Source organism: Nonomuraea sp. NPDC049486, assembly GCF_040676925.1.
Classification (GTDB): domain Bacteria; phylum Actinomycetota; class Actinomycetes; order Streptosporangiales; family Streptosporangiaceae; genus Nonomuraea; species Nonomuraea ferruginea.
In genome coordinates, this window is record NZ_JBFAPV010000014.1 from 189,740 (window position 1) to 208,733 (window position 18,994).

Sequence of the window (18,994 nt, forward strand, 5' to 3'; positions counted from 1 at the left end):
GCCGGCGCCGAGGCAGCCCAAGGACAGCCTTCGGCGGCGGTACCAGCAGCGAAGGGACAGGAATGGAGTGCGGCGAGAAGGTGAATGGCGCGCTCTGTGTGGACACCTGCCGTCGGGCCGGGTCTATCCGACGGGCCATCAGTGGTCGTGGATGTGCTTGCCCGGAATCGTGTATGCGCCTTGAGGTGATTCGCCGAGATGTTCGCTGCGGTCGTGCTGTAGAGGGGCGGTGGCTCTTGGTGTGAGTACGTTGTACCACTTGAGAAACGCGTTTATGCAGGTCGGAGTTCCTATGGCGACGAGTGTGCAGACGTCCGGCGCGTACCGTAGACGTCCGGTTGTGGCCGTAGAAGTCCGGCTGTCACCAGTGCTTGGGGGCAAAGTAAGAAGGCTGTCCCCCTTGAGTAAGGGGGACAGCCTTCCGCGGGACGTCCTGGACGTCTTGAGGGTTCAGCCCTCTCGCCAGATCGGCTCAAGTAGGTCCGGGTTGAACTTCCTGCGTCCCTTGCCGGAGGGGTAGATGATCACGGCCAGGAGGGCTTCACGGATGTAGGACCGTTTGATGGTGAGGGGCAGTCCGTCTTCCTCCTCCGGCAGGTACCAGCGTCGGCGGATCCCGGTGATGTCGGTGTCGGAACGGGCTTGGCGGCGCTGCGTGGCAGCGGTGAAGCCTTGCGCCTCGGTGCGAAGGCGGGCGATCCGCTTCTCAAGATCCGGCGCTGTTGAGAAGAACAGCTCGTTCGTGATGTTGCCCGCCGTCCACTGCACGCGCAGCTCCTCCAGGCGGGTCTTCGCTCCCTCGTACTCTGCCTGACCCGGCCACTCGGCGGGAGCGGCGGACGCGGCGAGCTGGACCTGCTCCAGCTTGGCCAGCACCGCTTCCGAGATGAAGAGATCGACCATGTCACCGCGCCGTCCGAGTCCGCCGCAGCCGCCGACGGTCTTGCCCGGGCAGATGTAGATGTGCTGGACGCAGTCCTTGCTATGGGTGACGCGCAGCGAGGTGTTGCAGAGGGAACCGTCCGGCTTGGCGCGCCCGCAGCGGAGGAAGCCGGTGAGCAGGTAGTTCGGTTCGCGGAAGTCCGGTGTGAGGATGTGCCCGATGCGCCCGTCACGGTGGATGTAGTGGCCTCTGCGGGCATCGAAGATGTTCTTGACGGCCATCCACTGCTCTGGCGTCACGATCGGTTCCCACTGGCCGACCACGGGGTTGCCCGCGGGGTCACGGACGAGTTCGCCGTTGATCTCCCGCCAGCCGCAGATGCGGGGGTTCTGCACGTTGAGCTTGAGCGAGGGGGTTGTCCACTCGTTGCCCAGCGAGGTCTTCGCGCCCTCCCGACGCCACTGGTTCGTGATGGAGTGGAGCGAGCGGCCTGCGATGAGGTCCAGCACTGCTTGTCGTACGAGACGTGCCTCCTCGGGGTCGAGGGTGAGACGGTCAGGCTTCCAACCAAAGGGACGCGTACCTCCGACAGGAAGACCTTGTTCGGCGCGCGTACGGTGCGAGCGACGCATGCGACGTTGCATCTTGCGGACCTCCATCTTGGAGATCACGGCACCGAAGAGGCCCATGCTCTCGGTGTCCTCGCTGTAAAGGTCCTTCGTGCCGCGAGCGTCGGCGAACACGCGACCATCCTGGTACGTGATCGCTTCGACGAAGCGTTCGTAATCGCCGGGACGCCGGGCCAGGCGATCTTCGGCGACGATCACGACGCCTTGCACAGCCGTACCGTCGGGAAGCTCGCCGGCCCGCAGAGCCCGTAGCATGGCCTCGAAGTCATCGCGTACGACGTCGGCCTTCGCTGCTGACTTGTCGTTGTCCGTGTACTCATGGACGACCGCCCACCCGTGCCGTTCCGCCGTCTCCCGGTTGAGGCGGTGCTGGTCCTGCACCCCGTGCTCATCCCGCCTGATGTCAGCGGATATGCGAGCGTAAGAGACGACTGGGACATTGGTCATGTAACTCTCCTCGCATGAATTGTTGCGGAGAGTTAAGTTCTACCACCAGCAGTATTTGTACAAAGTGCCCAATGGGTACTGCGGGATCGGCGGCACCGGGGTTTCCTGTCCGGTGGGTGTTGCTCCCGCTGGTGAGTGAGCAGGGCTGTCTATGCGCGATGCGTGATCCGTAGGACGTGGGCGAGGGCGTCGACTGCGGCCGGGTAGGTGCGCTCGCTCGGTGTTCCGTAGCCCACGATGATGCCCTGCGGGTGGTCTCCGGGGGCATGCCAGTGATCGCCCAGGTGTCCCACGCCCACGTCGTTGGCTGCGGCGGTGCGGAGTATCTGCTGCTCGGTCGGGCCTTCAGCCGGCAAGCTGATCAGGACGTGCAGGCCGGCGGCGATCCCGTGGACGGAGAAACCGGTCGGCAGGGGGCCCGGCTGAGCGTGGAGGCGGGCCAGCAGCAGGTCGCGCCGGCGTTGGTAGCGCAACCGGCCTGCGCGGACGTGCCGGTCGTAAGCATGGCAGGCGATGAAGTCCGCCAGCGTCAGTTGGCCGATGGTCTCGGTGTGACGGTCATTGTGGCGCTTGGCTTCGATCAGCGGCTCCAGGAGGTGATGGGGTAGCACGATCCAGCCCAGACGCAGGGCGGGACTGAGGGCCTTGGAGACGGTTCCGACGTAGGCGACATGGTCGGGCGCTGTGCCCTGGATCGCGCCGATGGGTTGGCGGTCGTAGCGGAACTCGCCGTCGTAATCATTCTCGATGATCAGAGCGCCGCTGGAACGCGCCCAGCCGATGAGCGTCCGGCGGCGTCGCGGGTCGAGGGTGTGTCCTGTCGGATGCTGATGGGCCGGGGTCACCTCCACGGCGTCAACCGACGGGAAACCGGGGGCGCCGAGCAGGTCGGTGCGGGCGCCGCGCTCGTCCACGGCGAGCGGGACGACCGCCGAGCCGTTGCGACGGATCACCTCCCGGTGGAAGGCGACTCCCGGATCCTCCGTCGCGATGGTGGCCGTGCCGGTCTCGCTGAGTACGCGGCTGAGCAGTGCCAGGGCCTGGACGTACCCGTTTGTGATCATGATGAGGTCTGGGTGGGCGAGGACGCCACGGGTGCGTCCGAGGTATTCGGCCAGTGCGGTACGCAGTTCGATCCGGCCGCGCGGGTCGTCATGGGCGTACGCGTCGGCTGCGGCGGAGCCCAGTGCCCGGCGGGTGGACCGCAACCATGCCGCCGTGGGGAAGGCGGAGACATCTGGGCGGCCCGGGCGGAGATCGTGCCGAGGGCCGGGCGATGCCAGGTCATGCCGGCCGGCTGTGCTGTCCGTGTGGCGCTGGGGGAGCGCGGCCACCGCCGTGCCCGATCCCTGGCGGGCGGTCAGGTATCCCTCGGCGATGAGTTGGTCGTACGCGGCCCTGACGGTTCCGCGGGACAGCCCGAGTTCGGCGGCGAGATTGCGGCTGGCAGGCAGCCGGGCATGGGGTGCCAGCCGCCCAGTTTGGATCGCGGCCCGTAACGCCTGCTCCAGAGCGGCGCGGCGGCCAGTGGCCGGGTCGAGTTCCAGATGCAGATCGATACCGGAAGTGGGCCAAGAATTCGACATGTTGGTGGATCTTAATTCAGGCCCATTACTCTCGTAGCGTCGCTTCGGTGACCATCGAGAGGCGCCCGTCGTGTACGGGTCAGGCCGTCCACGCTCCAGGCCATCAGGTATGGCTGCTGGCGGTGAGCTACGGGGTGACCATAGCCAACCTCTATTACTGCCAGCCGCTGCTTCCTGACATGGCACGGTCGTACCCATCGGCCTTGGAGGTCGGGTACCTGCCTGCCGTCGGGCAACTGGGCTATGCGCTGGGGCTGGTCCTGGTCGTGCCGCTCGGCGACATCGTCCGTCGACGCCCGCTGGTCTGCCTGCTCCTGCTCGTCGAAGTCGTGGCGCTCGTCGTGACCAGCACGGCGCCCACCGTAGCCGTACTGCTGGCCGCGGGGGCGGTGATCGGCTTGGCCGGCGCGAGTGTGGTGAACATCCTCATCCCCTACGCCGCCGCCCTCGCCGGCGAGCACGAGCGTGGCCGCGTCATCGCGACGGTGCTCAGCGGTGGCCTGGTGGGCATTCTGCTCTCCCGGACGATCGCCGGCCCGACTGCCGAGGCGTTCGGCTGGCGTGCGCTCTTCCTGGGCGCCGCGGTTGTGACGCTCCTGCTCACCGGCGCGCTGGCACGCACCCTGCCGTCGGCCCCTGCCGAGATGGCGATCGGCTACGCCGCGCAGTTCCGGGCGACCGTCAAGCTTGCGGCGAGTGAGCCGCTGCTCAGGAGACGCTCGCTGATCGGTGCCTGTACCTTCGGCGCGTTCGGGGTGTTCTGGGCGACCGTGGCGTTCCTGCTGTCAGGACCTTCGTATCGATACGGCGAAGCTGAGATCGGCCTGTTCGCGTTGGTCGGCGTCGCGGGTGCGATCGCGGCACAGGCGGTCGGTCGTGCTGTGGACAGGGGATGGCAACGCCAGTTGACCGGAATTCTCCTCATCGTAGGCGTGGCCTCGTTCGGAGTGATGGCGATCGGAACGCAGGGCCTGGTATGGCTCGTCGTCGGGCTCCTGGCGATGGACCTGGCGGTACAAGGCACACACCTGGTGAACATGAGCGTGGTCTATGGCCTTGTTCGCATGGCACGTTCACGGATCGCTTCCGTATACATGACCATCTACACCCTTGGGGGCGTGGCCGGCACCGCTGCAGGCACGACGGCGTATCGGCTCGGCGGATGGGCTGCGGTCTCGGCGGTCGGCGCCGTGTTCATGGTCTTGGGACTGATCGTGTGGGCGCGGGACAATCATGGAGGTTTTCATGCAAGCTGACACGCCGACTCCTCTTCTGGTGCTCTGGGACATCGATCACACGCTGATCGACGCCGGTACGGTCGCGCGCCAGGCCTATGCCGAAGCGTTCCGTAAGGCGACAAACCTGACGCTGGAGCAGCCCTGGCAGTTCGACGGCCGCACCGAACTGGCCGCCGCTACTGATGCGCTGAGGGCTCACGGCCTGGATCCCGACGCCGACCTGCTGGACGCCTTCACGGATCTGCTGATCGCGGAACACCTGGACCGTGCGGGCGACCTGGTCGCTGACGGGCGTGCGCTGCCAGGTGCGGCCGATGCGCTGACGGCTGTGGGGGCCGTCCCAGGAGTGCGTCAGTCAGTACTGACCGGCAACCTGTATTCGCTCGCGGTGTTGAAGTTGGAAGTGTTCGGACTCGACCGCCACATCGACTTCCGTCTCGGTGCGTATGGAGGCGACGCCTTCGAACGCGCCGACCTGCCGGCACACGCCTTCAAGCGCACCGAGCGGCATCTCGGCCACCGACACAGCGGCGCCGACACTGTCATCATCGGCGACACCCTCCGTGACATCGCCACCGCCCACGCGGCCGGGGCCAGGATCGTCGCGGTCGCAACCGGAACCGACAGCGTCGCCGAACTACGAGCGGCGGGCGCGGATATCGTGCTGCCGGATCTCACGGACACCTGCGCCGTCCAGCGCGCTGTTACCGAAGGGAGGCGGCCCAGCTGAACCGCGGGGTAGGACCCGGCGGTGTGGTGGCAAGTGGTGTGAATGCAACTCGGGCACGATGCTATTGAGCTGAGCGTCACCGCAGCGGCCCAGCGAGGCGTTGTGCGCCTGGCGGCTCGACCATTTGGAGGAAGCTGCGCCCGATCTGCGTGATTTGGCGCTTGTCCTTGCTCGGTCGGTCACGGATACGGGGGAGCGAGTCGGGCACACCCCGTGAGTCGCTCGCCGCCATCCCGGACGACGAATAACCCGTGTCAGACGTGGAAGTCTATGCCGAGGCGACGGCGAGGGTACGCGAGGCGGATGCCCGCCGTCCAGAGGTTCATCCAGCTCGGCCAGGTGATCGAGCGCCTTGTACTCTCGCCGATCACATTCGTGTGGAGTAGACGCCGCTTAGAGAGCCTGGTCCGGATCGGCTTGCGGACCGACTGATCTACACAGTGGGGGATGGCTCGCGAGAACGTCGCCGCTCTTGATTCCGAGAGGCCGTCGACATGTGGGCTGAGTACCGGTCGAAGCTCTGCTGAGCAGCACATCTATGACCTGAAGCCAAGCGCTACCACCTTCTCAAGGTGCCGTATGGGTACTGCGGGACCGGTGTGGCTTGCCCCGTTGATGGCCGTCTTCGACCGTACGTGCCACCGAGCCGCCAGCGGTTCCGCTTGCGTTTATTTCGTTTGTTGCGGATACTGCGAAGAGGGGTGACGTCATGACTGACGTGCAGGCCAAGCGAGTTCAGCCGGGGAGCATCGATGCCGAGGTAGCCGGTCGCGCGGTACGCCGGATCAAGGATTACCTCATGCGGTATCCCGAGCAGCCGACCGTCCGGGTCGCCGGAGAGCACGGGGGTGAGGATCCGTTGATCCTGCCTCGCGAAGGTGTGAGTCTGCTCGCCTTCATCCTTGCCCAAGCAGCCGAAGGGCGCGGAGTCACGGTGATTCCGTCGCATGCTGAGCTGACGACACAGCAAGCGGCGGACATGCTGAACGTGTCGCGCCCGTACTTGATCAAGCTTCTGGAGACGGGAGAGATCCCCTTCCGATTGATCGGCAAGCACCGCCGAATCAAGTACGAGGATCTTCAGGAATACAAGCGTCGCGATGACGCCAAGCGCCGGACCGCGGCCGATGAGCTCGCTGCGCTTGGGCAAGAGCTGGGTATCTGAACCATGACATTCGTGGTGGTCTACGACGCCAACGTGTAGTACGGCAACACCCTGCGTGACCTGCTCAGGGTTGCAAGCCGCTGATCGAAGGGCTGAAGCTTCCTGACGCCGATGATCGGGGTGAAGTCGCCCGACGACTTCGTGCTGGACCGAATTGACCTGGACGGAAGGGGCGTTGGGGCTTGTGTGCAGTAGATCGCGGACTCACGGACCAGCCCGCCGGAGAGTGCTCGACGCTTTGGAGGCGGCGGGCAAGGTCCCGAATGGGCGCTGCGGGTCTAGTCCCCGCTCGCTCGTATGATCATCTGTCGGCCTCCTGGTTCCACTTCTCCGAGGGTGTTCCGTTCTCGCACCGAAGTGATCAGTGCGCGGAACGCGTGTGGCAGGGTGTCAGGCTTGTGCCGTAAGGCTGTTTCAAGGCGTACGAGAAAGGCGAGAAGCTCGGGGTCCGAAACAGAGAGGGCATGCTCTCTCAGTCGGTCCACATCGCGGAATACCTTGGCATCGTCGTCCAGAGGTTTTATGGTGACCAGGTTCCTGGCCATGGCCATGATGAGGTCGCCGACAGGAAGCGGCCGTCCCGTTGCTTCGACCTGCCTGGCCAGGCCGCCTGCCCACTGCAGGTTGGCCCATAGTCGTGACACCAGTGCTTCCTCCAGCCACGCTCGCACCTGCTCCCGGACCGCGATCTGCTGACCGGTCAGCGTGCGCGTGGAGATGGTCAACTCCACGATCGCGGCCAAGGCGGTGAGGGCGACGCCCAGAGTGAGTGAGCTGCTCAGATCGTCTGTGAAGACCTGGGTGGTGACCGCGGCCGTGCCGCCCGCGCTGATGGCTCTCGCCGAACTCCTCCAGCGCTGGTGACGCCGTCTGATTTCGCTGTCCGGGACGTAGCGGTGGATCTCGGCGGCCATCTCCCATCGGGCGGCGCCTGGAGATTCGCCTTCGCGCGCTTCTATCAGCACGCCGTGTGCTTCGTTGAGAACCGCTTCCGCGAACAGCGCGCTACGTCCTTCTTGCTTCACATGGTATTGGGCGAAATCAAGTGCTCTCTGTCCCATGGGGCTTTCGGCGGCGTCCTCTATCCAGGCTTTCAGTCGGTCATCGAACGTCAAGCTGAGCCGACCGCGATAATCCGGAAAGCGAACGCCCCACGTTACCTTTTCTCTGGCCCAGCGGCTCATGCGCCTGAACACACCGGAACGGTCCTGGTCGATCGGAAATTCTGTGATGTCGAGTGCGTCGCAGAAGGCGGTAGCCGCTTGTCCCACTCTCTCTGAGAGGATGGTGTCGTCCTCGCTGAGGGCGCGGGAGACGGCCTGCCAGCGCAGGTATTTGAGCCAATTTCTCCTTTCTATCGTCTTCTTTCCGATCTGATACCAACGCACGCTTTTGCCGACGTAGCTGGCGACTGGGGGATGTGTCGACATGCCGCTATGTTACAGAGAGGGTCTGTGGGTATGGTGCATTAGCTGTTATGTCTCAACTCGTACGGATTATTTCGCTTGTCCAGCAATCGAAGAGAGACCGCTCCGTGTGCCAGGGGTCGTCTGGGAAGGTCGCTATTACTACAGGTCCCGTAGTTACATGATCGTCGCCGAAATGACTCCTGCCGCGTTGCCTTCCCGGGCGACCCTCGTACCTAGGGAAACGCACCGTAACGGGGAGAATTACAGTGAAACGCGTCCTGGCGCTGTTATGTGCCTTCTTCGTCACGCTCGTCATCATGCCGCCGACGCCGGCACACGCGTCGGCGTCCACCAGCACTGTCAAGCTCGCTTGGACCTACGTCGCCCAGGCCGATCCGAAGGCCTCCCACTGGAACAGCGCGGACGGCGCGCTCGTGGGGACGGGCGTCCAGCCTCCTGGCGTGTTCCGCTCCTTCTTCCGCATGGACATCAGCCCGATGCACGGCAAGAAGCTGCTCCACGCCACCTTTTCGGGCTATCTCAAAAGCGGCGCCTGTGACCCCACCGTCGAGCTCTGGGCGACCGGGCAGATCGGCCCGGAGACCACCTGGCGCAACCAGCCGGCCTGGAAGCGGAATCTCGGCACCGGGACCGTCGCCGACGGCTTCGACTCCTGCTTCTTCGGCTGGCGGATCGGTGACCTCGTGCGGGATGCCGTCGCACGCGGTGAGAGGCACCTGACCTTCGGGATGCGTGCGGCCAGTGAGGTCGGGCCGCGCAACCTGCGGGTCTTCGAGACCGATCAGGTCAACCACCCGTACTGGGGTCGCTTCGACACGCCGGCGCTGCGCTTCTGGTACAACACCGTGCCTGAGGTGCCCACGGATCCGGCCATCAGCCTCGACGACTTCTGCGGGCCCGGATCGCGCCCGGCGACGAAGTTCGTCCCTACCACAACGCCCACCCTGGGCGCCGAAGTCGTCAACGCCGACCGGCAGCACGGCGATCAGATGTCGGCGCGCTTCGAGTGGGCGGACTCCTCCGGCACCGTTCTGGGCTCGGCGACCTCCTACCCCCAGCAGGAGGGCAGGCACTGCACCGAGGTCCCCGAAGGGCTACTCGTCGATGGCCAGACCTACCAGTGGCGGGTGCGCGCCGAGGACCACTACCAGGAGCCGGAGACCTTGGAGATGCTCAGCGACGTCAGCGACTGGACGGCCTGGCAGGAGTTCACCGTCGACGTGACCCGGCCCATGCTGCCGGTGATCGCCTCCGAGACCTATCCGGCGAACGCGACGGGCGGGCTGGTCGGCACGTCAGGCGTGTTCACCTTCGCCCCCGGTGAGTCCACCGACGTCGTGTCCTACAAGTACCGGCTCACACCGGGCGGTCCCTTGGCCGGGCAGGTGACGGCCGATGCCGAGGGACGGGCCAGCGTGTCGCTCACCCCTACGGTCTCCTTCCGCCACACCCTGTATGTCGCAGCGGTCGACCGGGCCGGTAACGCCGGGCCGGAACGCGCCTACTCCTTCACCCCAGGGCGGAACCCGGCGCCGTCGGTCGTCTCGACTGTCTACCCGGAGAACACACCCGGCGGCGGCGCGGGCGTGCCAGGCGAGTTCACCTTCTCGCCCAACGGCGCACAGGACGTCGTCGCGTACGGTTACCGCCTGGACTCCGGTGAGACGCTCCAGACCTCCGCCGACACGCCCACCGTGACCATCACGCCCGAAAGTGCCGGTCCTCACACGCTGTCGGTGTGGAGCATCGATGCGCGCGGCTACTTGAGCTGGGCACGTGACTACGACTTCATGGTGAACTGAGCGATTTGCCGAAAGTGTCGCGCGTGGGCGTGAGATCCGGGCGCGGACAGGCATAGAGCAGAAGCCTCGCCGAGGGTCGGGTCGAAGGTGACCACAACGCCCACCCTCGGCGAGGTCCGTGGTCAGTACGCGCCTGCGTCGTCCTCACGACGTCGGGGTCGAGCCCTGTGTGAGATTGGTGCGTTCCAAGGCCTGCAGGAGATCAGCGGCCAGCAGAGACGTTGCCAAAGCGACTGTCTCGGGCTCGCCGATTCCCTCTTCCGCGCGTCCGGCCATCGTTGAGCCGAGCGCGTCCGGTCCAGCCGCGAACAGTGCCGCCAGATGTTCGACGGCCTGCTCGGTGATCTCGCTGCTGATGGGGTCACGAGCCAGGAGCCTGAACGTGGCGGCCAGTTCAGCGGTGTCGGCGTCGACAAGGATGCGGTACATGTCGTGTGCGTCCTTGTCATTCAGCCGGTGGGGGCTGAAACCCGTTCGGCGATCTTGTGGACCTTGGCCACCAGCAAGGCTGCGGGTCCGGCGACTCTGACGTCATATACGCGGGCATCGGCCGGGTCAAGAGCGGTGACGTCCATCACCGTGTTGTCAATGACAGCGGCTTCGAGGCCTCGAGCACGGCGGGTGGCACGGCGATCATGTGGTGGGATGCGGGCTCCCCGCGTGTTCCTCGTACCTGCTCCTGCAAGGGCCTCGGGCACCAGCAGATCCACAGGAATGCCCGCGGGGTTCAGCCACGCTCCGGGTTGTCCGCCGATGGGGTCACGGTAGAACCCCGCGCGGCCCATGGCTTCTTCCAGAAGCGGATCGTCCTCCAGGACTCTCGGGTCGAGTACGAGGTCGCTGTCCTTGGTCGTCTCGGCGAGCGCGACAGGGCTTCGTGTGGTCCGCAGGTAGACGGCCTGTGCTCCGATCACGATCACAGCGTCGCGATGGGCGTCCAACGCGGCCAATGCATCGAGAAGCGCGGACCGAGATCGGACGAGGATGTCACTACTGCTTACGCCAGGAGGATTCATGCCGTGCCATCCAGTCAAGGAGTTCTTCGGCTTCGGAGGGGCTGCGTCCAGGGCCTGTCATCAAATCGACGGCGACCTGGGGTGGCGCGGCGATCGTGAGACCGGAAGCGTCGGTAAGGGTACGGACGAAGACGACGTCGTTCTCCGGCTCGGCCAACATCACATTTGCTCCGGCATCAGCGGGGCGAAGGTCCCAGAGCTGGGCGGTGTGCTCGGCATCCGTCGTGTAGATCATGGCGGAGCGGGCTGGAGCATAGGGGGCCCAGGTGGCTGCGGCCAACGTCCCGGTGATGGCGTACTGGGTGGGATTATCACCCGCCCGTCGCATGAGATCAGGCAGCCCTCTCGGGGCTATCCACCGTGTGACTCGACTGCTTCGTACGAACCCGTAGTCTTCGCTCCAACGCCTCAGCAGCGGGACCCAGTCGGGAACTACGACCGCACCCGAACTGGTCCGCGTTGCCAGGTTCTCGCTCTCCAGAAACTCGATCACCCGGTAGGTCGACCCGGTGGATACGTCAGCGACGTCGATCAGTTCACGGATCGCCCACGATCTTTCGTGGTCCAACAGCGCACGGACGATTTTCGCAGCGGGAGCGCCCTTCAACGTTCCGCGCGGTCTTCCAGGACCGCGCCACGGATCATGGTCAGCCCCTCGATCGGCAATGTAGAGACCGGGCTGAGAGACGTTCAGGTTGATGTTCCCCGTCGCGTCTATGTAGGACAGGCCGGCCTCAGAGAGCCGCTTACGCACGGGTGGTGACAGGTATCGGGCGGCGACGACCCCACGGCTGCCCGGATGTTCGTCCGCGGCGGCATTCAACTGCTGGAGGAGTGTGGCGGTGTCACGTCTCTCCACCACGCGCTTGGCTTCCACGACCAGCACGACCGAGGTTCCGTCCGGTGCTGTCACCTTCCAGAGAGCGTCGAAGCGAGCATCGGGCGGTCTGCGGCTCAGGGGTTGGACGTCCCATCCGGGTGGCAGCCGGTCACCTAGCACAGCCATTCCGGCTCGCAGAACTTCGACCTCGTTCTGTGGCTGTGGTCTCGCCTCCATCGGTGCTCTCCAAGTCGCTCGGTGTTCAGGAAAAATCCTAACTCCGCTGACGACGGAAGGAGGGGATTTCCCGAACAACGCCGGAGACGGTTGCTGGGATGGGTCTCTGATACCGCTCCGCCAGCTTCTCGGCGCTCAATGGGGCGTCGGTGTGTCATGCGTCAAGGCGTAGGAGCGTTCGATCAGGCTGGTCATCGCTTGTTGGAAGTCGAGACGCCGCTGCTCGCTCCAGCCGTCGGTCAGTCGGTCGAAGACCTGCTCCTGCCAGCGGTGCGCGTCCTCCAGCAGCGCGTGGCCTGACGAGGTCACCGTCGCATGGCGTCGGCGTCCGTCCGCCGCCGAGGTCCGCATCTTCAGGTATCCGGCGTCTGTCGCGCTCTTCACCAGCCGGGACGCTCCGCTCTGGTCGATGCCGATCTCGTCGGCGATGGCGTTGACCGTCGCTTCCCAGCCGTGCCGGGTGAGGGCGAAGACCGCCTCGGTGACGAGGACGAGCCGGCCTTGCTCAGTGGCTCGATGGTCCACGCTCCTGCGTGACCAGTGGCGTACGAACTGGAACAGGACCTGTCCCGGGCCGCTCATTCGGTGGCCGCCATCTCACGGCAGATGTAGGCCAGTTCGAGCGCTGACCTGAGGTCGGGCAGTCGGAGGGCGGCGGACACCTTCTGCCCGGTCACTCGGAAGACCGTGGCCACCCTGGTCGGGGTCTCGCTCCCGGGCCAGGTGGCGTCCTCCTCCACGACCATGAGCCTGTCGCTGATGGGGTGCCACGACCGCGGGGTCATCGTGATCCCGGAGCGCTCGACCCACTCCGCGAACTGCCCGGGGGTGATCGGACCCGCGCCCTTCGGGCCCAGGACGACGACCGGATCGCTGACCGCCTTCGCCGCACGCTCCAGGTCGCCGCCGTTCACGCTCGCGTGCCACTCGTCGATGGTCTCTTCCAGAGCTGACTCCATGAGCGAAGTGTATGCGAAACGCATGCATCTCTGGGCGCGGCGATCCGAGCAGCGACACCCCCGCGCGCGGCATGGGCTAGGCTCCGCCCGATGTCTTCCCCATCTCCCCGCCGACAGCCGAAGCGACCCAAAGCACCTGCGGCCCCCAAACTGCCCTCGCCGCTCGTCATGGCGGAACTTCCCCGGCATGCTCTGGAGGACGACGGCACCTACCGCGGCCTGGAGTTCAAAGGCGGCGACCTGACCTCTCGCCAGGCTGACGCGGTGGACTACGAGGGCTGCCGGTTCGTCACCACCAGCTTCGCGGGCACCCAGTTGCGTCGAGCCGGGTTCGTCGACGTGGAGCTGGAACGCTGCGACCTGTCCAACATGACGGCCAGAACGTCGGGCATGCATCGGACCCGGACGTCGGCGACCCGGCTGACCGGCATGACCTGGACCGAATGCACGTTCCGTGACGTGCTCTTCGACGCATGCCGCGCCGATCTGACCGGGTTTCGATTCTCGACGTTCAAGAACGCCGTCTTCCGCGACTGCGTCATGCGGGAGGCCAATTTCCAGAACGCCGACCTGCGGGGAGTCCGCTTCGAGCGTTGCGATCTGAGCGGGGCCCAGTTCTCGCAGGCGCAGATGGACGGCGCGCACTTCTCCGACTGCGTGCTGCTGGGGATCGGCGGTGTCACCAGTCTCAAGGGCGCGATCGTGGCCGGCCGTGACGCGCAAGGACTGGCTCTCGCCCTGGCCGGCGCGTTGGGCATCCTCATCGAGGAGTAGCGCATCCCCGCGGTAGGCCGATGTGCTGCTCGCCGCGTACGAGTGATCTGCCGTCTCGGTCAGCGCTCGCGACGGGGCCGTGGCTTGCCCGTCACCCCGCCGAACAGCGCCAGGCCCTTCACCACGAGCACCGGCGCCGACGGGTCGACGTCAGGGCCGCCGTGCACGTCGAAGCCGCCGAAGATGCCGACGCCCTCGCAGCGCACCTCCATCCCCTCGGGAATGAGGATCTCGGCCCCGCCGAAGATCGCCGTGATCCTGATCTCGACTTCCCTCGCCTCGAACTCGGCATTGGTCAGGTCGAATCGCGCGCCACCGAAAAGGGCGAGCGCCCTGGTCCGGCGCCGTACTCGCCAGCGGCCCTTGCGGTCGGCGCCGCTGAAGATCGCGATGATGTTCTCGGGCTCGGAGTTCGTGGCCGAGGGGTTGGAGACCAGGTTCGGGGTGACCGGGTGGCGCTGGTCGATCTGGAGGTCATGGGTGAGGAGTTGGAGTTCTCCCACGGTCTTGGCCTGGTAGAGCTTGTCCAGGCGCTCGGAGTACTCCTCATGGCTCAGCTGACCGGTGCTCATCGCTTCACCGAGCACGGCGGCGATCTGCTCCCTGTTGCTGTCCGAGGCACGCAGATGCGACCGCTGGGAGTCCATGGGCGAGGGGCGGTTTTCCATACCAGTCACGATAGTTCTCGTTCATCCCTGGAGGGAGCCCGCACGGGTCCAAGGTGACCCGCGTGATCGTCCGCCTGTGCCTGCCGAACGGCTACGGGCGGCTACGTGACGTGGATGCTTGTGCCTCCACAAGTGCCGCAGGCGATCCTGCCGCGAGTTCTGGCCTCGTCCAGATCGACGTTGTCGATATCCGCAGTTCGTAACCTTGGGCCAGGCCGCCTTCTTGTCCGGCTTTCAGCGCCAAGCAGTCCGGAGAGGCGTGGTAGCGGTCGCCTGCTCCGGTCATCCATACGAGGGTCATGGCGCTTCCTCTCCGAATCCACATGAACACGAACGGTAGGTGGGACGCTGCGGTGCGCTGAAGAGTTCGCGGATCCACGGTGTCGATTTTGTGTCGGCCATGTCGACGGACCAGGTGATGAAGGCGCGGACGGGCTCATCCGCCAAGAGTCGAGCGCGACGCCGGCGACCGGACGGTACTGCGGCCGTATTACGCCGAGAAGGTTCCATCTCGGAACATCGGGAGGCCGGAGACCGTCATGGCGCATTCCCGAGGAAGCTCAGGTCGTCGCCGTGGAGCGTGAGTAGTTCGTCGTCGGGGCCGCGCGTCTCGATCTCCTCTCCGACGTGCACGAGGAACAGTTGCAGGGCGCCGATGGGTGGCGGGGCGTCGGGGAAGACCTCGGCGCCGTCGCCTTCCAGGGCGTGGAGGTGGCGTTCGAGGCTTGACGCGTCGATGGCCAGGCGCACGGGCGGGACGAGGGGCGCTCCCTCCCAACGGGTGATCTCGATGAACTCCCCACCGGGATCAGCGGCCGCGCGGGAGTCGAATCCGTTGAGTCGTCGGACGAACTCGTCGAACAATTCGCTCCGGTCCATGGGCGTCATGGTAGCGGGTGCCGATGATTCAGACGCCCTTTCAACGCTGGGCGACGGGATAGGCCGTGATGATGTTCTTCGTTTTCGCGGCGATGACGACGACCGGCCTGTAGCGGGCCCTGACCTTGTTTTTCTCGTCCCGGATTTGTATAGGCGTACGGTAGGCATAGGTGTCGTTGTTCTGACGGTACGCCGGTGCGGAGTCGGGTGCTTTCAGCGTCTGTTCGATGGCCCAGTCCGCGAAGCTGCGCCAGTCCTGGCCGAGGTAGTTCGCGACGGCCTGCCAGTCGTCCCGGTGCCTGTCCTTGATGTGCCGGTAGCCCCATTTGGCCGACCCGCACAGCAGCTTGGACCTGGTGCCTCTGGGCGCCGGCCGGAACTCCTTGCGTGTGAACGTACGGACCAGCTTGCCGTTCGGGGCCTTGGCGCCGCACGCCTGCCAGACGTCCCGCGATTGCTCGGGCGACGTGAATCGGTGCGAACCGGAGGTGGCCATGAAGACGACAGGTTCCGGGTCGCTCTGCGTGACGAAGAGGGGCGACGCGAGGATGACTGCCGCCGTTACCGTCTTGACCGAGATGATCATTTTTCCCCTGCGCATTCGACTGGTTATGCGAAGGCGGCTCATTGTGAAAGGCCCAGGCGGCAGGACTTTTCGACGAGTTCGACGCTACAGCCGGTTCAGGAAAAGGGAACACGTCATTCCTGGAAGGTATCGGCGGTCTCCCGTGCGGTCGCCTCGTGTCCGAAACTGTGCGCATCGTGGCGTTTCAGACGCTCGTGCCGGCCGGCGGCCGCCGCCAGGATGATCCCCAGCGGACATCTGAGGACAGTAGGAGAGCTGATGGGCACGGCTGTGGTGGTCTACGGTGCGTACGGGCACACGGGGCGGTTCGTGGTGGCGGAGCTGAGGGAGCGGGGGTTCGTCCCGGTGCTGTCCGGGCGTGACGAAGGCAAGCTGCGGGCGGTGGCTGAGCCGGGGGACGACGTCAGGCCGGCGTCGGTCGACGATGCGGCGGCGCTCGGCCGGGCGCTGGCCGGGGCGGCGGCGGTGGTCAACTGCGCCGGGCCGTTCGCCACGACGGCCGCCCCGGTGATCGAGGCGGCGTTGCGGGCCGGGATCCCCTATGTGGACGTGGCGGCCGAGATCGAGGCGAACGCCGACACGTTCGCGCGGTTCGCGGACCGGGCCCGCGAGGCCGGAGCCGTGGTCGTCCCCGCGATGGCGTTCTACGGCGGTCTGGCCGATCTGCTGGCCACCGCGGCGATGGGCGACTGGACGGCGGCCGACGAGGCGCACGTCGCCTACGGCCTGAGCAGCTGGCACCCCACCGCCGGGACGCGCGTCGCGGGCCAGGTCTCCGGGCGGCGGCGGGACGGTCGGCGGGTCCGGTTCACGAAGGGGCGGCTGGAGTACCACGGGGACGACCTGCCGACGCTGCGGTGGTCCTTCCCCGAGCCGATGGGCGCCAGGGACGTGATCGGGGAGTTCACCATGGCCGACGTCGTCACGATCCCCAGCCACCTGTCCATCCCCGAGGTGCGCTCGTACATGGCGGCCGAGGCGGCCAGGGACCTGTCGGCGCCGGACACGCCGGCGCCGGTCGCGGCGGACGAGCGCGGGCGCTCCGGGCAGACGTTCCTCGTGGACGTCGTCGTACGCTCCGGCGGGGAGGAGCGGCGGGCGGTGGCGAGCGGGCAGGACATCTACGCGGTCTCCGCGCCGCTGGCGGTGGAGGCGGTCCACCGGATCCTGACCGGCCAGACCAGGACCGTCGGTGTCGCGTCCGCCGGGGAGATCTTCGACGCGGCCGACTTCCTCCGCGCGCTGTCGCCGGACGTCACGTTCGAGCTGGTTTCTCCTCGGCAGAACGCTGGAGCAGCAGGGTGACGAAGCCCAGGACCTTCCGGTAGCCGTGCAGCCACGTGTCGCGGTGTTCGAGGGCGGCCGCGCGGGCGGCGTCGGCGTCCGGGCCGGGGTGCTCGTTGGCCCAGCGCAGCAGCGTGCCCGTCCAAGCCCACTCGTAGTCGTCCCATTCGGACAGGTCGCTGGTGTACGCGTAGACGGTGTCGAATCCGGCGGACTCGGCCGCGGCGACGGTTCCGGGCAGGTCGAGGAGGTCCGACGGGCCGGCGCCGAGGCCGGCGAGCGCTTCCGGCGTCGGTTCGCGCTCCCAGAAGCCCTCGCCGATGAGCGCCAGCCCGTTCGGCTTGAGGTAGCGGCGCACGTGTCCGGCGGTGGGGCCGAGGCCGCCGAACGCATGGGTCGCCCCGACACAGAGCACCAGGTCGTACTTCTCGGCGACCGGGAAGTCGGCGGCCGGCTTCTCGTGCAGCCGGATGCGCTCCCAGACGCCCTGGACCTCGGCGTGCGCCTCGGCCGCCTTGAGCGCCTCGGCGGAGACGTCGACGCCGTCGGCGGTCGCGTCCTCGTACAGCGCCAGCGCGCGGAGCGTCCACGCGGCCTCGCCGCAGCCGAGATCGAGGATCCTCGCCCCCTCGGGCAGCCGGGCCCGGCGCAGCAGCCGGGTCACGTGCGCGCCGGAGACCGGAGCGGCGATGGGGTGGTCGCGGTGGGCGAGATGGCTGATGAGCCGGCGTTCCATGGACCCATCCAAGCCGAGTGATCAGATCTTGACGACCACTTTTCCGGACGCGTGCCCCATTTCCTGATAGCGGACGGCGGCCGGGATCTCCTCGAAGGGGTAGGTACGGTCGATCACCGGGGTGACCTTGCCGGCCTCGATGAGCTCGGTCAGCGCCAGCAGGTTCCGCTTGTTCTCGGTGCAGCCCACCACGTCGGCCGTGGTCATCGTCTGCGACACGAACAGCGACAACAGGGGCGCCGCGACCACGTGGGGCATGGGACGCAGCCACCGGCCGCCCTTGCCGCCGACGACCACGTAGGTGCCCTTGCGGGTCATCACCCGCCTGCAGGCCAGGGCCGAGTGGCTGCCGGCGCAGTCCAGGACGACGTCGTAGCGCCGGCCCCGCCGGGTGAAGTCCTCCTTGGCGTAGTCGACGACGTCGTCCGCGCCGATCGAGCGGACCAGGTCGACGTTGCGCGGGCCGCAGACGCCGGTGACCTGCGCGCCGAACGCCTTGGCGATCTGTACGCCGAACGTGCCCACGCCTCCTGAGGCGCCGATCACGAGCACGCTCTGGCCCGGCTGGACCGGGGCCCGGTCGCGCAGGGCGATCAGGGCGGTGTTGGCCGCCAGGGGCACCGCCGCGGCCTGCTCGAACGTCAGGTTCTCCGGCTTGGGGGCCAGCTCGTCCGCCCGTACGAGGGCGTACTGGCCGAAGCCGCCCTGCTTGGACATCGCGTACACCTCGTCACCCGGGCGGAACTCGGTCACGCCCTCGCCGACCGCCTCGACCTGGCCTGCCACGTCGGCGCCGAGGATGGAGATCTTCGGCCGGCGAACCCCCAGGGGGCCGCCCATCAGGCGTGAGACGCGCGGCTCGCCTCTCATGAGGTGCCAGTCGTACGGCTGGACGGAGGTGGCGCGCACCCGGACCAGCACGTCGCCGCGGCCCGGCACGGGCCGGTCGAGGGTGGTGAGTTCGAGCGCGTCGGGTGAGCCGTACGAGCGCAGGACGAAAGCCTTCATCGTTTTCTCCTCGGGAGATCCGGAATCGTGCAATCAGCGTAAAAATCCTGCTCAAGGGGGTCATCAGCCGAAAGTACGCCTGATTGACGGACGATCGGCCAGCTCAACACCGGCCCT

General features: G+C 66.7%; 19 protein-coding genes and 1 pseudogene. 7 read left to right on the plus strand and 13 right to left on the minus strand.

All coding sequences use genetic code 11. The features are described from left to right. Positions 1 to 450 precede the first annotated feature (450 nt). Positions 451 to 1,959 (minus strand): recombinase family protein, encoded by a 1,509-nt coding sequence (locus AB0K05_RS34220; protein WP_271274800.1) that lies wholly within the window; start codon positions 1,957 to 1,959, stop codon positions 451 to 453. Positions 1,960 to 1,993: 34 nt separating this feature from the next. Between AB0K05_RS34220 and AB0K05_RS34225 the strand changes: the two are divergent. Then, positions 1,994 to 2,098, plus strand: a pseudogene (locus tag AB0K05_RS34225) (peptide-methionine (S)-S-oxide reductase); the annotation flags it as partial. 10 nt (positions 2,099 to 2,108) lie between these two features. Here the strand turns inward: AB0K05_RS34225 and AB0K05_RS34230 are convergent. Further along, positions 2,109 to 3,545, minus strand: a complete 1,437-nt coding sequence (locus AB0K05_RS34230; protein WP_271274801.1) for a PLP-dependent aminotransferase family protein — start codon at positions 3,543 to 3,545, stop codon at positions 2,109 to 2,111. A gap of 47 nt (positions 3,546 to 3,592) precedes the next feature. On the opposite strand from AB0K05_RS34230, the gene AB0K05_RS34235 reads away from it, so the two are divergent. The 3 genes from AB0K05_RS34235 to AB0K05_RS34245 all read left to right on the plus strand — a co-directional run bounded on the left by AB0K05_RS34235 (position 3,593) and on the right by AB0K05_RS34245 (position 6,678). Next, positions 3,593 to 4,801 carry an MFS transporter gene (locus tag AB0K05_RS34235; RefSeq protein WP_364234717.1) on the plus strand — a complete coding sequence of 403 codons (1,209 nt, stop codon included), beginning with the start codon at positions 3,593 to 3,595 and terminating at the stop codon, positions 4,799 to 4,801. Beyond that, on the plus strand, positions 4,791 to 5,513 hold the full coding sequence (locus AB0K05_RS34240) for an HAD hydrolase-like protein (protein ID WP_364234720.1): 723 nt from the start codon (positions 4,791 to 4,793) through the stop codon (positions 5,511 to 5,513). Before AB0K05_RS34235 ends, AB0K05_RS34240 begins: the two co-directional genes overlap by 11 nt. Before the next feature lie 709 nt (positions 5,514 to 6,222). Next, positions 6,223 to 6,678, plus strand: a complete 456-nt coding sequence (locus AB0K05_RS34245) for a helix-turn-helix domain-containing protein (protein ID WP_271274805.1) — start codon at positions 6,223 to 6,225, stop codon at positions 6,676 to 6,678. Between the two features lie 278 nt (positions 6,679 to 6,956). Here the strand turns inward: AB0K05_RS34245 and AB0K05_RS34250 are convergent, their stop codons facing one another. After that, a complete protein-coding gene (locus AB0K05_RS34250; protein WP_271274806.1) occupies positions 6,957 to 8,108 on the minus strand; it encodes a hypothetical protein in 1,152 nt (383 codons plus the stop codon). A 245-nt stretch (positions 8,109 to 8,353) separates the two neighbouring features. Between AB0K05_RS34250 and AB0K05_RS34255 the strand changes: the two genes are divergently transcribed. After that, positions 8,354 to 9,910: a hypothetical protein gene (locus AB0K05_RS34255; protein WP_271274807.1), complete on the plus strand. Its 1,557-nt coding sequence runs from the start codon at positions 8,354 to 8,356 to the stop codon at positions 9,908 to 9,910. A 144-nt stretch (positions 9,911 to 10,054) separates the two neighbouring features. Here the strand turns inward: AB0K05_RS34255 and AB0K05_RS34260 are convergent, their stop codons facing one another. The 5 genes from AB0K05_RS34260 to AB0K05_RS34280 all read right to left on the minus strand — a co-directional run bounded on the left by AB0K05_RS34260 (position 10,055) and on the right by AB0K05_RS34280 (position 12,942). Then, positions 10,055 to 10,339 (minus strand): hypothetical protein, encoded by a 285-nt coding sequence (locus tag AB0K05_RS34260; protein ID WP_271274808.1) that lies wholly within the window; start codon positions 10,337 to 10,339, stop codon positions 10,055 to 10,057. Between the two features lie 20 nt (positions 10,340 to 10,359). Then, entirely contained in the window at positions 10,360 to 10,851 is a 492-nt protein-coding gene (locus tag AB0K05_RS34265) for a hypothetical protein (protein ID WP_364234725.1), read from the minus strand. 49 nt (positions 10,852 to 10,900) lie between these two features. After that, on the minus strand, positions 10,901 to 11,812 hold the full coding sequence (locus AB0K05_RS34270) for a hypothetical protein (protein WP_364234727.1): 912 nt from the start codon (positions 11,810 to 11,812) through the stop codon (positions 10,901 to 10,903). A 306-nt stretch (positions 11,813 to 12,118) separates the two neighbouring features. Then, a complete protein-coding gene (locus AB0K05_RS34275; protein WP_271274811.1) occupies positions 12,119 to 12,565 on the minus strand; it encodes a MarR family winged helix-turn-helix transcriptional regulator in 447 nt (148 codons plus the stop codon). Then, entirely contained in the window at positions 12,562 to 12,942 is a 381-nt protein-coding gene (locus tag AB0K05_RS34280; RefSeq protein ID WP_271274812.1) for a hypothetical protein, read from the minus strand. The genes AB0K05_RS34275 and AB0K05_RS34280 overlap by 4 nt, the downstream gene beginning before the upstream one ends. Positions 12,943 to 13,110: 168 nt before the next feature. Here AB0K05_RS34280 and AB0K05_RS34285 point away from each other — a divergent pair, with 168 nt between their 5' ends. Next, positions 13,111 to 13,716 carry a pentapeptide repeat-containing protein gene (locus AB0K05_RS34285; protein WP_271274813.1) on the plus strand — a complete coding sequence of 202 codons (606 nt, stop codon included), beginning with the start codon at positions 13,111 to 13,113 and terminating at the stop codon, positions 13,714 to 13,716. Between the two features lie 59 nt (positions 13,717 to 13,775). Here the strand turns inward: AB0K05_RS34285 and AB0K05_RS34290 are convergent, their stop codons facing one another. The 3 genes from AB0K05_RS34290 to AB0K05_RS34300 all read right to left on the minus strand — a co-directional run bounded on the left by AB0K05_RS34290 (position 13,776) and on the right by AB0K05_RS34300 (position 15,849). Beyond that, on the minus strand, positions 13,776 to 14,384 hold the full coding sequence (locus AB0K05_RS34290; RefSeq protein WP_364234730.1) for a DUF1707 domain-containing protein: 609 nt from the start codon (positions 14,382 to 14,384) through the stop codon (positions 13,776 to 13,778). A gap of 537 nt (positions 14,385 to 14,921) precedes the next feature. Next, positions 14,922 to 15,263 carry a hypothetical protein gene (locus tag AB0K05_RS34295; protein ID WP_148036402.1) on the minus strand — a complete coding sequence of 114 codons (342 nt, stop codon included), beginning with the start codon at positions 15,261 to 15,263 and terminating at the stop codon, positions 14,922 to 14,924. A gap of 40 nt (positions 15,264 to 15,303) precedes the next feature. Continuing rightward, complete coding sequence (locus tag AB0K05_RS34300; protein ID WP_148036403.1) at positions 15,304 to 15,849, minus strand: hypothetical protein; 546 nt, start codon at positions 15,847 to 15,849, stop codon at positions 15,304 to 15,306. Between the two features lie 258 nt (positions 15,850 to 16,107). On the opposite strand from AB0K05_RS34300, the gene AB0K05_RS34305 reads away from it, so the two are divergent. After that, positions 16,108 to 17,154 carry a saccharopine dehydrogenase NADP-binding domain-containing protein gene (locus tag AB0K05_RS34305; protein ID WP_364234734.1) on the plus strand — a complete coding sequence of 349 codons (1,047 nt, stop codon included), beginning with the start codon at positions 16,108 to 16,110 and terminating at the stop codon, positions 17,152 to 17,154. Here AB0K05_RS34305 and AB0K05_RS34310 read toward each other — a convergent pair. Further along, positions 17,105 to 17,869, minus strand: a complete 765-nt coding sequence (locus AB0K05_RS34310; protein WP_364234736.1) for a class I SAM-dependent methyltransferase — start codon at positions 17,867 to 17,869, stop codon at positions 17,105 to 17,107. The two genes, AB0K05_RS34305 and AB0K05_RS34310, sit on opposite strands and share 50 nt — an antisense overlap. Before the next feature lie 21 nt (positions 17,870 to 17,890). Then, positions 17,891 to 18,877, minus strand: a complete 987-nt coding sequence (locus tag AB0K05_RS34315; protein ID WP_271274819.1) for an NAD(P)-dependent alcohol dehydrogenase — start codon at positions 18,875 to 18,877, stop codon at positions 17,891 to 17,893. Positions 18,878 to 18,994 lie beyond the last annotated feature (117 nt).